The sequence below is a fragment of the Vibrio sp. CCB-PB317 genome (genome assembly GCF_022808245.1).
Taxonomy (GTDB): Bacteria; Pseudomonadota; Gammaproteobacteria; order Enterobacterales; family Vibrionaceae; genus Vibrio; species Vibrio diabolicus.
In genome coordinates, this window is sequence record NZ_JALGNU010000002.1 from 601850 (window position 1) to 617008 (window position 15159).

Here is a 15159-nt window from a genome sequence, read left to right on the forward strand (position 1 = left end):
GTTGATTGTTTATTGGTGTGCATTCGCCATCGTCCCCAAACTTGGGTTCTCTCATGTTTTGTTTTAGTTCGCGCTTGCTTCAGTCGTGATGTTGGGTGCGGATACTTGATATTCGAAACCACCCAATAAAGCCGCTAAGTTGCTGTTTACGATGTTTAAATCGGTAATAAGACGTTGCTGTTCGAGCTTTAGCGCCAGCTCGTCTGTGCTTGCCATGATCACGTCGTTAAACTGTGCGGTGTTGTTTTGATAGCCCCTTTCTACCGCGTGAATACGAGCTTGAACTTGGGGAAGTAAGGTGGATTGATAACGCTCTAAACGCTGACTCAAGTTGGCGCGATCAACCAGCAATGTGTTGACCTTTGCGTTCATCTGAGTCAGTAACGTATCTTTTTGTGAACGAGCGGCACCCACTTGATACTGGGCGGCAGCTAAGTTGCGGTCTTGGCGATTGCCAGTGAACAGGGGAATGTCCATCGTTAGATACGCGCTCACCAAATCCGATGCTGGTTCGCCTTTCATATTGTTGGCTTGACGATAGGCATACATCACTTCCACACCAAATTGAGGTGTGTAAGCTTGCTCTGCAATGTCCACTTGAGTTTCATTGGCAGAAATACTTACGTCTGCCATTTTTACCATCGGGTGCTCACTCAACTGTTGGTAGTGCTTGGTCGTTTCGTTATTTGCAGACAACTTTTGGTTTAATGACGCCCAAGTCAGTGTGTTGCTGGCTTGAAGTGTTGAGCGTCCGTTTTGGGTATAGGTATTGAGCCAGTCAGAGCCCAACCATTCTGAGAGTTGCGAGACCAAACGGCGCTGCATTTGTGCGTTGGCTTGCAGCTTTTCATCCAACTTACTCACTTGAAGCTGTGCATTCAGTAAATCTTGCGCTTCGCTTTTGCCGATTGAGTAATTGGTTTGAATGAAGTTTTCCATTTCCGTCATGAGCCGACGGTTTTCTAGCAAAATTTGCTCTGCTTTCTGCTGATAGCCCAGCTCCAACCAAAGCTGAGTCATGCTGTTTGCCACTTCAAGCTCCCGTGCGTGAACTTGCAACGACAAACCATCGGCTTGTTGATTGGCTTTCTTTTGTTGAAGATCGAGCGTCGAGCCACGTTCGAACTGTTGCATCAAACCGACGGAGATATTGGTCATCGGATCCTCGTCAAATTTGAAGCTATCGACAGGCAAACCACCAAAACCGACTTTCAATTTCGGGTCCATCAAGGTTGCGCTGGCTACGCCTGTTTCACGCATGGCTTCCGATTGAGCATAGAACTGCTTACGGTTGCCATCGTTACTCAACGCAACGCTAATGAGGTTTGCTAGCTCATTGGTTGACTGAGCTTGGATTGATTGAGCTTGCGCTTCTTGTTGTGCTTTCGTATTGGCTGGCGATTGTGCCACCACATTGAAAGCAGGTAGGGCAACCAGAGCCAGTGAGCATACTGGTGCCACTAAGCGATTTGGGTTGAATTCCATAATTTACATCCAAATTGATACCAAGCTCTTTTGCGTTTCGGGATCGATTGAACCGAGCGGGAGAGCGTTGGTATTTGCCAAACGGATGACGCACTTTTTTATCGCTAAATAGCAGGTAACAAATGGAGTTACGAGCGAATAGCTGAGGTGAGCACGCTATCAGTTAGGCGCAAAGAAACTGCCTGCAAAGCGATGCAGGGTCGAATGCTTTGTATGGATTAAACTATCGGAGGCCGATACAAATCATGGGTGACTTGTACCACTGGTGCGGTAATTTCTGAGGCAATGGATGCGCGACAAGCCAATGGGGAGAGCTGGCTGTCAGTGACTGGTAATGGGACAAAAACGAATGAGCAAGATGCTGTACAGCAATTGTGGATCATACCGGAGCCATCAACACAGCTCATGGTAATCTCTGCAGAGTCGGAGCTCAACGATGAGGCCATCTCCATGCTCATACTCGGGGAGCCGCAGTGATCGTTCTCGCTTGCCATTTCCGTCATGTGAGCAGACATCATGGCATCACTCGACATCATTTTTAGGCTCATTAAAGGCGCACTATTTACCACGCTAGATACCAGCAGTATCAGCGTTGTACATAACGTTAGCCAAATTGTATGCAATGATTTCAGACGCATACGGTTTCCAGTCAAAATGAGCTTATATATCGAGTAACCACTAAATAATAAAGGTTACCCTAGGGGTAAAGTCAAGGATTATACCGACCCCACTTCGAGATAATGAGTTCTACATCTTAAAGTCAATTGGACATATTAATCGCTAAGAAATATCTCGCTAGTGAGTTTTTTGTCACACGAACTTTCCATGGTAGGGTTTATCCTTATAGAATGTAAGGTTTAGTGTGCCTGCTTCGGGGGTTGTATGATAGAAATTGTCATCGATGGAAAATATAGAATTGTAGAAGAGGGGCTAACCCTTCTGGAAGCAGCCAAAGTGTGCGGGGTCGAAATCCCTTCACTGTGCGGAATGAACAAAAGTAACGAGAAAATTCCGTGTGATTTGTGTGTGGTCGAAGTGGAAAGTGGCGGAACTAAGCGCGCCTGTGATCTCAAAGTGTACCGCGGTCTCAATGTCGTCACACAATCAGAACAACTGAGTGAGCACCGCAGAAAAGCGCTCAACCGAATCATGACGGACCACTACGCAGACTGTGAAGCTCCATGCAAAACGGCGTGTCCTGCTGGGGTAGACATCCAATCTTATCTCTACCATATCTCGCAAAACGATCATCAAAAAGCGATTGAAGTTATTAAACGCACACTACCAATGCCGTTATCGATTGGGCGTGTGTGTCCGGCATTCTGCGAAAGTGAGTGTCGCCGTTCTTTGGTGGATGAGCCGATTGCCATTCGCCAACTCAAACGCCATGCCGCAGACGCAGATTTAGCGGCGCATGAAGCGTATGTCCCAGAGAAAAAACCAGCGAAGCATTGCAAGATCGCCGTTGTTGGTAGTGGCCCCGGTGGCTTAACGGCAGGTTATTACTTGTCGAATGAAGGTTATGACGTCACCGTATTTGAGTCCATGCCAAAAGCAGGCGGTTGGCTACGCTATGGCATTCCTGAATATCGCCTACCTAAAGACATTCTAGACAAAGAAATCGAACTGATGTGCCGCAACGGCATGCAAGTTGAAACCAACAAAAAGCTTGGTGTTGATTTCACGCTGTCTCAATTGAGTGAAGACTACGATGCTGTCTGTTTGGCAGTGGGGGCGTCTCAAGCGGTAGAAATGAATTATCCTGGTAGCGAGTTGGGCGGTTGCTACCTCGGTGTTGATTACCTGAAAGATTACGTTACAGAGCAAAACTACGTTACGGGCAAAAAAGTTGCCGTGATTGGTGGTGGTAACACTGCGATCGACTGTGCGCGTACGGCGCGTCGTGCGGGTGCCGATACCACTTTGATCTATCGTCGAACTCGCGACGAAATGCCAGCCGAAGACTACGAAATCGTCGAAGCTGAACATGAGGGCGTGAAGTTCCATTTCTTAACGAATCCGGCGGAAAACATCGCGGATGAAAACGGCCGCGTGAAGGCAATTCGATTAGAACGAATGGCGTTAGGTGAGCCAGATGCGTCTGGTCGTCGTAGTCCGAAACCAACGGGTGAGTTATTTACTGAAGCATTTGATACCGTGATTGCAGCGGTATCGCAAAAGCCGGATCTCAGCTTCTTAGAAAACGATGAGCTCTCCATTCCTCTAACGCGTTGGAACACATCTGAATCCGATGCTCAAACCATGCACACGGGTACGGGCAATATCTTCAGTATCGGTGATTTTCGTCGTGGTCCTGCAACAGCGGTTGAAGCGGTGGGCGATGGGCGAGTTGCGGCAAAAGCGATTGATCTGTTCCTCAATGGCGATATGGCGGACATGCCGAAACCTGCGTTCAACTCTCGTAAAGAGAAAAAACTGGCGCAGGTTGACCCACTTCATTTCGAAAATATCCAAAAAGTTGCTCGTTCAATCATGCCGGAGTTGACGCCAGCGCAGCGTGAGCAGAGTTTTGCTGAAGTGGAACTGGGCTTTGATAACGAAGAGGCCATGAAAGAAGCGGCGCGCTGCTTAGAGTGTGGTTGCCAGGCGAATACTGACTGTGCCTTGCGAGATTACTCAACGGAATATCATGCCGAGCAACATTTCGATGTTTCCATGGACGTTTCCTCTGCTAGCGTGATTGGTCATCAAGATTGGCTCGATTTACGTGCGAAAGATCTTCGTCACAAATACGAAGTAGACCACAGTTCAGAGTTCATTGAATTTGATGCTAACCGCTGCATTAGTTGTGGTCAGTGTATTCAAGCATGCCGTGAGCAAGCGGTACATGGTGTGTTGAGTTTTGTGTCGGATAAAAATGGCCGACCAGCTTTACGACCAGATGATCGTCCACGATTCCGTTCCGATGAAAAAGGCGCAAGTTGCAGCGGTTTGACGCTCATGGGCGATTCAAAATGCGTGCAATGTGGGGCGTGTGTTCAGGCGTGTCCAACGGGCGCGATGGTGGACAGCCGTGATCGTTCTCAAGGTAGAACCGAACACCTAAAAGCCGTCGACACCATTTGTACCTACTGCGGTGTGGGTTGTAAGTTGACCATGTTTGTCGATGAGCGACAAAACAAAATCCGCTATGTAAAAGGGGCGGATTCGCCGGTTAACCAAGGTATGCTGTGCGTGAAAGGCCGTTTTGGTTTTGATTTCATTAGCAGCGAAGAGCGTTTAACGACACCACTGATTCGTAAAGATGGTTGGTTGCAGCCAGCAAGTTGGGACGAAGCGATTCAGCTAGTGGCTTCGAAGCTTTCGACCATCAAGCAAGATTTTGGTAGCAACGCACTGGCCGGATTCTCTTCAGCGAAAACCACTAACGAAGATAACTACGCGTTTCAAAAATTCATCCGTCGTGAACTTGGTACGAACAACGTTGATCACTGCGCACGTTTGTGTCACGCATCAAGTGTGACAGGGCTTGAAGCATCGTTGGGGAGTGGTGCGATGACCAACGACATTCCGAGCATTAAGCATTCCGATGTGATCTTTATTATCGGTTCTGACACCACATCTGCGCACCCGATCATCGCTTCGCACATCAAGCAGGTGATTCGTCATCACGGGGCACGCTTGATTGTGGCAGACCCGAAACGAGTGGACATGGCCGAACATGCAGAGTTGTACTTAGCGCATCGACCGGGTACGGATGTTATGTTGCTCAACGGCGTGATGCAGCAAATCATCAAAAATGGTTGGTACGATCAAGAATACATCGAAGAGCGCGTCGACGGCTTTGATACCTTGCTTCAAGAGGTGATGTCGCCAGCGTACAACCTCGACAAAGTTGAGTTAGTTACGGGCGTAAAAGCGGACGATATTTTCGCGATGGCGCGAATGATTGGTACGGCAAAACGCACGGCGGTGTATTACTCAATGGGTATTACCCAGCATACAACAGGGCACGACAACGTTCGTTCGATTGCAAACCTGCAATTGTTGTGTGGCAACATCGGTATTGAGGGTGGTGGTATTAACCCACTGCGCGGTCAATCAAACGTACAAGGTGCGTGTGATATGGGCGCTTTGCCGAACTGTTATCCGGGATATCAAAAAGTGTATAACCCGATTGTTCGTCAGAAATTCGCGATTGAGTGGGATGCGCCGAACTTACCTTCTGAGCAAGGGCTTACCCTAACGGAAATCATCGATGCGGCGTGCAAACGAGAAGTTCGCGGGATGTATATCATGGGCGAAAACCCAGTACTTAGCGATCCAAACCAAGCACACGTGATTGAAGGGTTGGAAGCACTCGACTTCTTGGTCGTGCAAGACATCTTCCTCACCGAGACGGCGCAGTACGCGGATGTGGTATTGCCTTCTTGTTCATTTGCGGAAAAATCCGGTCACTTCACCAATACTGAGCGACGCGTGCAGCGCGTTAATGCAGCAGTGAAAGCGCCGGGTGAGGCGAAAGAAGATTGGTGGATCATTCAAGCGATCGCAAACGCGATGGGTAGCGATTGGCATTACCAGTGTGTTTCTGAAATCACTAGCGAGATCGCGCGTGTAACGCCGCAATATGCAGGGTTGCGCTGGGACGCGATCACGCCGAACGGTGTTCAATGGCCAAGTAACAAGAACAATCCAAACGGTACTCGTATTATGCACCAAACCCAATTTACCCGAGGGAAAGGGCAAATGGTGGGCGTGCCGTTCCGCTATGCAGCTGAGTTGCCTGATGAAGAGTATCCTTTGGTGCTTACAACAGGGCGTGTGCTAGAACAGTTCCACACCGGTACGATGACACGCAAAACGAAAGGGTTGGATAACCTTGCTGGGCCAAGAGCGATGATCAGTGTTGAAGATGCAGAAGCAATTGGTATCCATAATGGTCAGCGCCTAAAAGTGTCGACTCGTCGTGGCAGCATCGAAATTGATGCGTTTGTGACCAAGCGAATGCAAAAAGGCGTCGTGTTTATCCCGTTCCATTTCGTTGAATCGCCAGTCAACCGCTTGACGACTACGGCAACGGACCCGCATGCGAAAATTCCTGAATTCAAAGTCGCAGCGGTTAAGATTGAAATCAGTGAAACGGCCGCTCAACCAGAGCCTGTCGAGGAGGCGGTACACCACATCTAACATCAACGCTTCACGCACTGGCGAGTTGAGAAATTGCATTTAAGCTTATGATATGTAATAGCGAAACGAGCAGTGCGTGTGTCGAGCGTTTTTAAGTGGGTCATATTGCTTCTACCCGCTCTTATTTGGCTGGCGGTCAGGCAAATTGAACATATTTGGTGGGCGGAGAATCTTACCTCGATTCCCGCCCTCATTGTGTTCACTTACGTTGTGTTAGCCTCGGCGTTTTTCATCACTCGTCGATGGTTGCAAAGTGCATTTTCTGCCTTTGTCGCTATTTTGTTTGTCTCGCTCCTTGTTCCGTCGCAGCGCAGCCATGTGGCGTCTTGCCCGCAGTCTTTGAGCGTCATTCAATTCAATCTTTTTTACGAAAACTCAGACATCAATCAGTTCATCAACTATCTGTTGAGGCATCCTGCTGATTTGGTGGTGATGCAAGATCTGACGCCGCGTGTTGGCAGCGTCTTGCACATGTTGGATGATATCTATCCGCATTATTATGGTGGCCAACGTGACGTAGGGTACCCTTCAAATTTGATGATTCTTAGTCGACACCCCATCACGGAAGTTTCGGTTTATCGTGCGCCAAATGGACAAGAAGTCATCAGAGCGGCTTGGTTGCCTAAAGGTCAAGCACCGATCACTTTGTTTGCAGCTCATCCTCCGTCACCAAGAACCAGCGAGCTTTGGCATCAAAGAAATGCGCTGGTGCGAACCATAGAAACGCTGACCGCGCTTTATCCTGAGCCAGAGGTGTTGGTTGTGGGGGATTTCAATCTCTCCTCGGTTAGCCCTCGTTTTTCTGCGCTGTTCCCGAGTTTCCAAACCGCGCCAGTGACGAGCTGGCCAACTAACATCAAAGGCATCAACGTGCCAGAGCCGATGATGATAGGTATTGATCATTTGTGGCTAAAATCTGAGCAAGGACAGCGAATCATCTGCTCTCGTGAATCCTCTGCTTTTCCTCAAGGCTCAGATCACCGCATGGTGACAACCCAGATCGGTGTGCATATCCCATAGTTCAAGCCCTTAGAGTTTGTCATGTTTCATAAGTAAAACCGGTACTGAGCTTTTCATAGAATTGACTGTCTCTGACTGTTCTCTGTTATTTGAGCAAGTTCCATGACCTAAACTTTGCTTGCTTCCTATACTGAACTAACGAAGCAGGATTTTTATAACAACAAGAGGCAGCTTGCATGACAAGAACAACCTCATTTGCACTCGTTCTATTACTGATGTGCGCATACTTTGGTTACAACCGTTATTACGTGTATCCGCAGCAGTTGGAAACACAGGCCAAATCCATGTTGATACAAATGGCAAATCGTGAAGAGTGGATGGATGTGTTTGAAATGATGAACCGCGTAGAAGCTCACAAAGGGCATTTAGAACTCGTGGCCGATGTTACGTCTTCTGATGGCAAACGTGCTTACAGTGAAGGCTTTATTACCTATACCGATCGTGAAGGTGTCGTCTGTAAACAGGTGGTGTTTAACTTCAAAATTAACTCGTTGAAAAACTACAGTATTTCAGACTTACGAGACTGCTCGTACGGCGAATATTATTAAGGTGAGTTGCTTAGTTAAGTCCGGTAAAACTAAATTTGAATATCCAAACAAAAATAGCCTCATTGTCGAGGCTATTTTTGTTTCTGCGAAAGAGAAAAATTGGCAAGTTTAATCGAGCGATTTCTTAAACCTCAGTGACGCAACGACCAATCCAAATACGGTAAACCCGAGCAACCAAAGGGTATCTCGCCATAAGTCCATCAGATCCGCTCCTCGCAACACTATGCCTCGAATCATGCGCATAAAGTGAGTGGCGGGCAGGGCTTCTGAAATCCACTGTGCTGCGACTGGCATGCCCTCGTAAGGGAACATAAATCCAGACAGCAGAATCGAAGGCAGAAGAATGAACACCGTCATTTGCATCGCTTGAAGCTGTGTTGTAGCGATGGTGGATATGACCAATCCCAAAGTTAAGCTGGCGGCGATAAACAACAAGGTTCCAAACAGAATTTGGCTGATTGCACCGTTAATCGGTACGCCGAAAATCCAATGTCCCAACCCTAGAATGATGAAAACCTGAATTAAGCCGACAAAGATATACGGTACGATTTTCGCCACCATTAGCTCTATCGAGTGGATGGGCGTGGTGATCAATAGCTCCAAATTTCCCCGTTCACGTTCTCGTACAATCGCGGCACTGGTGAACAAAATCATCGTCATGGTGAGAATCACACCGAGTAAGCCGGGTACGATGTTGACCGCAGAACGCCGACTTGGGTTGTAGTAGAGTGCGACTTCGAATGTTTTGCTTGGCGCTGGGCGAATCTCGAAATCAAAATCGGTCAATGGCATGGTTTGCAACGACAATATTGCCGAGCTGATCATGGTATCTGACCCATCCACAATCCATTGCCCAAGCTCTCGACCTTGCATCATGCGTTGTGTGAGATCGCTTGGCAAAATCAGCACTGCGCGCACAATACCATCTTGAATCGCTTGTTCAGCCTCTTGCGCGGTGGCATAGGTTTCTTTGATATCCACCACTTGAGTGACTTTGACGGACTGAGTAATGATCCGCCCGGCGGTACTGCCACTTTGGTCAACAACACCTACCGGAATGTTGCGAATGTCCGTATTGATTGCGAAGCCGAACAGCAAAAGCTGGATAAGCGGGATCATCACCACCATGCCAAACGTGATTCGGTCACGGGAAAGTTGGCGAATCTCTTTGATCATGACGGCTTTCATGCGAGCGATAGGTTTCATCATTGGCGGCCTTTCCCTGTCACGCTGACAAAAACATCTTCTAAGCTAGGGCGAGCGTGGTTCATTTCAGCGTTTTGAAGTTCGGGAAACGTCTGCTTTAACCACTCAATCGGCTGCTCGACATGCTGGTGGATAAGGATGCGTAAACGAATCCCCAATTGAGCCGCAGAGCGAACTTCGTCACGTTGAATCAGCTTTTCTTTGAGTTCACGAAGTTTGTCGGCTTTCACCTCGATGATATTAACGCCCATCTGTTCCATTAACTGTTCGGGTTCGCCATCGGCACGAATTTCGCCCGATTCCATGATCGCCAGACGGTGGCAGCGTTCCGCTTCGTCCATGTAATGCGTGGTGACCAAAATCGTCGTACCTTGATCGCACAAGTCGAACAACTGCTCCCAAAAATCGCGTCGATTTTCGGGGTCAACGGCGGATGTCGGCTCATCCAAAAATAGCAGTTCGGGTTTGTGCATGGTCGCCGCGGCGAGTGAAAGGCGCTGCTTTTGACCGCCACTCATGCCGCTTACGCGCTGTTTTCGCAATTGATCCAACCCGTAAGTGGTGAGCTGCTCTTCTATCCGCTCTTTCAGCGACTTGCTGCTTAAACCAAAAATTTGCCCAATAAATTCGAGGTTTTCTTGAACGGATAGGTCGTCGTACAACGAGAACTTTTGTGTCATGTAGCCAATTTTGAGCCGCAGTTGTTCGGATTGTTTTGGGATTTCTAATCCAAGCACATCCACACTGCCTTCGCTTGGGCTGAGAAGGCCGGTGAGCACACGAATGGTAGTCGACTTACCACAACCATTTGGCCCCAAAAATCCGTAAATGCTGCCTTTGGGCACGTTGAGTGTGATGTTATTGATAGCAGTAAAGTCGCCGAACTTTTTGACCACATTTTGAGCTTGAATTGCATACTCGGTCATTGGCTTACTCCACCAAATCTACTTGGGCAGGCACACCTGACGGCAAGGTTTTTGCTGACTCAGGTAAATCAACTTCTGCTAGATACATCAATCGTGAACGTTCTTCTTCGGTTAGTGCGAAGTAGGGCGTGAATGAAGGCTCACTAGCCACCCAACGAACGGTGCCTTGTAATGAACTCTCAAGGCCATCGACATTTACCGTCACGGTTTTCCCAGGAATAAACCCGATTCGATAATCGGCAGGAACATACACTCGCGCATACGGCACGCGGTTGGCTTGAATCACGGCAACCACACCGTTCACTGGTACGCGTTCGCCAAGGTTGTAAGGCAAATTATCGAGCGTACCGTCACGCGTGGCCGTGATGGTGAGTTCTGCCAGTTTCTGCTCTTGCAACGCCACTTCGGCTTTTGCCGCCATTAAAGCGGCTTTAGCTTGTTCGATGTCTTCTAGGCGAGAACCTGCGGTGAGCTTACTGAACTCTTCTTTTGCTGAGTCTAATTCCGCTCTCGCAGAGTCCCTTGCCGCAAGAGCGGAATCTTTTTCGGATTGGCTGATGAGCTTTTTACGCACCAGTTCTGCTTTGCGTTGATAGTTTTTCTGCGCTTCGGTGAGCTGCGCTTCCGCTCGGGCTACGCGTGCCGATGCGGCAGCAATGTCTTCTGGACGTTCACCATTGGTCAATTTAAGCAAATACGCTCCCGCTTTGGCTTGCTCGGCAACGGCGTGTGCAAGAACGGCTTGTTGATTCTTGGTATCGAGCTGAACCAACACTTCCCCTTCACTGACCAAGCTGCCTTCTTTGACAGGAAGGGCTCTAATTATCTCATTAGATGTGGCAGTGAACGTTACGCGGTCACGTTCTAAAGTGCCAAGCGCTTGGTGCGTGTTATCTTTTGAACAGGCGCTTAAAAGGGCAATAACCAATGTGCCAAAAATGATTCGCTTCATAGTGCGGTGCTTCCTTTGAAGAAGTAATGCATGAATAGATAACTTGTGAACGGGAGCGTGTTGATTGAGCCTGCCAACCCGTCGCTAACTGCCATCCATAACGATTTCTTTTTAGAGCTTAGCATTTTATCTACAAGCGATTCTTTTTAAATAGAGAGGCTTAGCGTTGGAACAAGCTTGTCGCGAGGTGGAATGAAAAAACCTTGAACGAGGTCAGGTTTTTCCTGATAAGTAAAATTAAATGCCCAGCGATAAACACTAGGCTAGTTGGGGCTGCAAGTTGTCACTTGATTCTGAATTAGAAATCACTTCACATTTTAAGTTGCTGATTCGTAAAATGGATTGCGGTCGGCCATGACAATAGGCAAGGTGTTGAATAATACGAATCACTCATATAAGGCCATCCATGACAACAACTGGTCACGTGCATTTTTATATTGGCACTTACACCAACCCACCGAGTACGAGCACGGGCATTGCGCGTGTAGCGCTGAACGTTGAAACGGGTGAACTAACTCGGCTTGACGATGCTGTAGTTCAACGTAATCCGTCCTATCTCACGATCACCGAACACGGGCTGTATACGTTTAGCGAAATGGATAGAAATGAAGGTGCAGAGCTCGCGTTTTTTCGCGGTAGTGAATCCGTCTCTTTGCCGATTAATGGCGATTATCCGTGTCATTTGGATATCAAAGAACCGTTGTTGGCGGTTGCTAATTATGGCTCTGGAAATGTTAGCGTATTTCAATTGGATCGCGATGGTAAACCGCTTGGTTTGTTGACGGATTTATACGTTGATGGATGCGGGCCGAATTTAGAGCGCCAAACTTCTCCTCACGCTCATCAAGTCACGCTTTTAAAGCACAGTGATCAATTGGTTGTCGTAGACTTAGGCAGCGATAGCGTCCTTATTTATGATTACGATGCCCAGCCGCCGGATTTTTCACTGTCGCAAGTGATTCATTTGCCCGCAGGTTCGGGACCGCGCCATGTGGTGTTTAACCAACAAGAGTCGACAGCGTATGTGGTTTGCGAACTGTCAGAAACCTTGATTGTTCTGGTTAAGCACCAAGATAAGTGGCTTATCTCGAATCAAACAGAATTATTAGAAGGGGAAGAGAATCAGCAAGCGGCGGCGGCGATTCGTCTTTCGCAAGATGAAACGTTTTTGTATGTCTCTTGCCGAGCTCAGAACAAAATCAGTGTGTTTGATGTGTCTGGCGATACGCCAAAAAGGCGAGCAGCCATTCACTGTGAAGGGGCTTTTCCACGAGATTTTGTGTTGTCTCGTGATCAAAAGTGGTTGCTGGTTGCCAATCAACATTCCAACAATGTGGTGAGCTTTCGTCGCAATCCTCAAACAGGTGAAATTACCCCAACGGGTTATGACTGTGAGATAGGCTCTCCTGTGTGTATTGTCGAACAACCTTTGTAACGATTAACGCTGAAACAACAGGAAATAGAAAAGCCTAGCGGGCGGCTAGGCTTTCAGGATAAAAACAGTTAACGCCAATCTTCAACGTACAGTTAGACGTAAATTTTGCCTTTCATATACAACACACCATCACCAGATACATTGACGCAATCCTCCTTGACTTCGCAGTACAGAACGCCACCACGCGCTGATGCTTGATACGCCACTAAAGATGCTTTGCCGAGCTCTTGCGCCCAATATGGTGCTAAGCCTGCGTGGATTGATCCTGTGACAGGGTCTTCATCTCCGCCGTTAGCTGGCCAAAAGTAGCGAGATACAAAGTCGTATTGACTGCCTTTTGATGTGACGACGACATCGTAAGGGGCGAGTTGTTTCAGTTGGTCGGATCGATATTGAACATCAAAAACGGTTTGCTCATCTTCCACGACGACGAAGTAAGCTTGTGGGCTAAGCAGTACGTGTGTTATTTCGCAGTTTAATCCCTCAATCAATTGCGTAGGAATGGCGTTTACGGGGTGTGGCGCTCTTGTCGGAAATGTCATTTCAATCTTGCCAAGTGCGTTCTTAATTACGGTTAAGGTGCCCACTTTTAATGTGTGAAACTCAATACTTCCTGTAACGCCGAGTTGATCGAACAACACCATGGAAGCGGCGAGCGTTGCGTGTCCACAAAAGTCGATTTCTGTAAGTGGTGAAAACCAGCGTATTTCATATTGATTCGTACCAATCGCTTTAACAAAAGCGGTTTCAGAGAGGTTGTTTTCCGCTGCAATGTTTTGCATTAGATCTGGTTCTAACCACTCTTGCAAGGGTACAACTGCGGCTGAGTTGCCTTTAAATTGCGTGTCTGTAAATGCGTCAACGACGAAGATATCCAGTTCCATTTTGTCTTCCTTGTTCTATAAGTGGTTAGTTAGCATAAACCAGATGCAACTCAGAAAATAAGAAATTTATGTTAGAATCTTAAAGTTTCAAAATGGACGATGATTTTATGTTTTATGATACTTATTGGTGTGCCCTGGCTTGGGTTGATGAATAGACTTGAATTGAACTCATTGAAAGGAAGAAACACATGAAAGCGATTCACAAGTCTGTTTTGGCCCTTAGCGTTTTGGTTATCGGCTCTGCCCATGCTTTTGAACTAACGAGCAAAGATATTCAAGAAGGTCATCCAATTTGAATATTCAGGTTGGGGATGTGATGGTGCGAACCAGTCTCCACAACTGATGTGGAAAGACGTTCCAAAGGGTACAAAAAGTTTTGCGATTACCGCGTACGATCCTGATGCACCAACAGGCAGTGGTTTTTGGCATTGGATAGCGTTTGATATTCCAGCCTCAGTTAACGAGCTGCCTCGTGGCGTTGATATCAGTAAGCTCGGCGGTAAGGAGTCTCGTATCGATTACGGTACTACTGGTTTTGGCGGCGCATGTCCGCCAGAAAAAGATGGTATGCACCGCTACCAGTTTACCGTTTGGGCGCTGCCGAGTGATAAGTTGAACTTGGATGAGAACACGCCAGCGGCGGTTGTAGGATTTACGTTGAATAGTGTTGCATTGGACAACGCGAAGTTAACCGCGACTTACACACGATAATTGAATACGAAAGGGGAGAAGATGGGGCATCAATATCAAGTGACGCTGTTTCGTGCGGAGCAGCAGCAAAAGCTGCGTAACGTCAGGATTCACTCCCCGAGTATTATCCAGATAATTAAAGGGAGTAAGCGTCTGTTTTGGAAAGACGAAGCGTTTGATATTCTTCATCCTAACATCATGCTTTGTGAAGCAAACGCTTCGCTGAATTTTGAAAACCTTCCTCAACAAGGGCGTTTTCTCTCACGAATGTTCAGTTTTCACTGCGTACCTAGCGATGAAATGTTAGAGCTGAGTATGAGTAATGCATTGGGAAATTACGTCCCAGCGGTGGAGACAGATAAAGCACTGCAAGCGACATTAAATGCCTTGTTTTCTTTTGAACGGGAAAGTTTAAGTGAAGCGACGCAACGTTATTGGATGATGGGGTTGTATCAGCAGCTAGCAGAGCGAGGACTATTGCATCGACTTTTCTCGAGTTCCAATACCTCGTTCAGTCAGAAACTCAGCCGCTATCTGTCACGCTCTCCGGGCGATGACCATCCTTTGGAATTTGTTGCTGAGCGCTTTGCTATGAGCCGAGCAACGCTGATACGCAAGCTCAAACAAGAGGGCACTCAGTATCGCGAAGTGCTGGCAGAAGTGCGCTTAAATCACGCACTCTACCTGATGCAAAATGGTTCATACAACGTTGCGTTACTCGCGCAGTTGTGTGGCTATCAATCGGAAGGGCGTTTTAGCCAACGATTTAAAGGCAAGTTTGGTTTAACGCCCAGCGAGTACATAAAAACTGTCGTCAGTTAGTACTTAATATTGCTGTTTGGCTCGATCTTTTATGTTTCCA

Annotated in this window: 11 protein-coding genes and 1 pseudogene; 6 read left to right on the forward strand and 6 right to left on the reverse strand. The window is 47.6% G+C overall.

The window, feature by feature from the left end:
* Positions 1–63 precede the first annotated feature (63 nt).
* Positions 64–1485: a TolC family protein gene (locus MTR11_RS11835; protein ID WP_053313547.1), complete on the reverse strand. Its 1422-nt coding sequence runs from the start codon at positions 1483–1485 to the stop codon at positions 64–66.
* A gap of 218 nt (positions 1486–1703) precedes the next feature.
* A complete protein-coding gene (locus MTR11_RS11840; RefSeq protein WP_005391253.1) occupies positions 1704–2123 on the reverse strand; it encodes a hypothetical protein in 420 nt (139 codons plus the stop codon).
* Between the two features lie 244 nt (positions 2124–2367).
* Here MTR11_RS11840 and fdhF point away from each other — a divergent pair, with 244 nt between their 5' ends.
* From fdhF to MTR11_RS11855, 3 genes are all read left to right on the forward strand, one after another.
* On the forward strand, positions 2368–6636 hold the full coding sequence (gene fdhF, locus MTR11_RS11845) for a formate dehydrogenase subunit alpha (protein ID WP_243327608.1): 4269 nt from the start codon (positions 2368–2370) through the stop codon (positions 6634–6636).
* 72 nt (positions 6637–6708) lie between these two features.
* On the forward strand, positions 6709–7656 hold the full coding sequence (locus MTR11_RS11850) for an endonuclease/exonuclease/phosphatase family protein (protein ID WP_413777593.1): 948 nt from the start codon (positions 6709–6711) through the stop codon (positions 7654–7656).
* Between the two features lie 176 nt (positions 7657–7832).
* Positions 7833–8204 (forward strand): hypothetical protein, encoded by a 372-nt coding sequence (locus MTR11_RS11855; RefSeq protein ID WP_005391248.1) that lies wholly within the window; start codon positions 7833–7835, stop codon positions 8202–8204.
* 108 nt (positions 8205–8312) lie between these two features.
* Here MTR11_RS11855 and MTR11_RS11860 read toward each other — a convergent pair whose 3' ends face one another.
* From MTR11_RS11860 to MTR11_RS11870, 3 genes are read right to left on the reverse strand one after another with little or no spacing between them, the layout of a single operon-like run.
* Positions 8313–9410 (reverse strand): ABC transporter permease, encoded by a 1098-nt coding sequence (locus tag MTR11_RS11860; RefSeq protein ID WP_005498311.1) that lies wholly within the window; start codon positions 9408–9410, stop codon positions 8313–8315.
* Positions 9410–10336, reverse strand: coding sequence for an ABC transporter ATP-binding protein (locus MTR11_RS11865; RefSeq protein WP_005487744.1), 927 nt, complete (start codon positions 10334–10336; stop codon positions 9410–9412). Before MTR11_RS11865 ends, MTR11_RS11860 begins: the two co-directional genes overlap by 1 nt.
* Positions 10337–10340: 4 nt before the next feature.
* Positions 10341–11288, reverse strand: coding sequence for an HlyD family secretion protein (locus tag MTR11_RS11870; protein WP_045603079.1), 948 nt, complete (start codon positions 11286–11288; stop codon positions 10341–10343).
* Positions 11289–11694: 406 nt separating this feature from the next.
* Between MTR11_RS11870 and MTR11_RS11875 the strand changes: the two genes are divergently transcribed.
* Entirely contained in the window at positions 11695–12723 is a 1029-nt protein-coding gene (locus tag MTR11_RS11875) for a lactonase family protein (RefSeq protein WP_243327614.1), read from the forward strand.
* Positions 12724–12815: 92 nt separating this feature from the next.
* On the opposite strand, the gene MTR11_RS11880 is transcribed toward MTR11_RS11875, so the two are convergent.
* The gene (locus tag MTR11_RS11880) at positions 12816–13607 is read right to left on the reverse strand and encodes a PhzF family phenazine biosynthesis protein (RefSeq protein ID WP_243327615.1); all 792 of its coding nucleotides are present in this window, start codon (positions 13605–13607) and stop codon (positions 12816–12818) included.
* 188 nt (positions 13608–13795) lie between these two features.
* Between MTR11_RS11880 and MTR11_RS11885 the strand changes: the two are divergent.
* Both MTR11_RS11885 and MTR11_RS11890 read left to right on the forward strand, forming a co-directional pair.
* Positions 13796–14318: pseudogene (locus MTR11_RS11885) on the forward strand (YbhB/YbcL family Raf kinase inhibitor-like protein).
* A 21-nt stretch (positions 14319–14339) separates the two neighbouring features.
* The gene (locus MTR11_RS11890) at positions 14340–15119 is read left to right on the forward strand and encodes a helix-turn-helix transcriptional regulator (protein ID WP_046873725.1); all 780 of its coding nucleotides are present in this window, start codon (positions 14340–14342) and stop codon (positions 15117–15119) included.
* Positions 15120–15159 lie beyond the last annotated feature (40 nt).

Coding starts and splice junctions, on each gene's coding strand:
- fdhF (WP_243327608.1), top strand. CDS start 2,368: ATGATAGAAATTGTCATCGATGGAAAATATAGAATTGTAGAAGAGGGG.
- MTR11_RS11860 (WP_005498311.1), bottom strand. CDS start 9,410: ATGAAACCTATCGCTCGCATGAAAGCCGTCATGATCAAAGAGATTCGC.
- MTR11_RS11870 (WP_045603079.1), bottom strand. CDS start 11,288: ATGAAGCGAATCATTTTTGGCACATTGGTTATTGCCCTTTTAAGCGCC.
- MTR11_RS11865 (WP_005487744.1), bottom strand. CDS start 10,336: ATGACCGAGTATGCAATTCAAGCTCAAAATGTGGTCAAAAAGTTCGGC.
- MTR11_RS11875 (WP_243327614.1), top strand. CDS start 11,695: ATGACAACAACTGGTCACGTGCATTTTTATATTGGCACTTACACCAAC.
- MTR11_RS11855 (WP_005391248.1), top strand. CDS start 7,833: ATGACAAGAACAACCTCATTTGCACTCGTTCTATTACTGATGTGCGCA.
- MTR11_RS11890 (WP_046873725.1), top strand. CDS start 14,340: ATGGGGCATCAATATCAAGTGACGCTGTTTCGTGCGGAGCAGCAGCAA.
- MTR11_RS11835 (WP_053313547.1), bottom strand. CDS start 1,485: ATGGAATTCAACCCAAATCGCTTAGTGGCACCAGTATGCTCACTGGCT.
- MTR11_RS11880 (WP_243327615.1), bottom strand. CDS start 13,607: ATGGAACTGGATATCTTCGTCGTTGACGCATTTACAGACACGCAATTT.
- MTR11_RS11840 (WP_005391253.1), bottom strand. CDS start 2,123: ATGCGTCTGAAATCATTGCATACAATTTGGCTAACGTTATGTACAACG.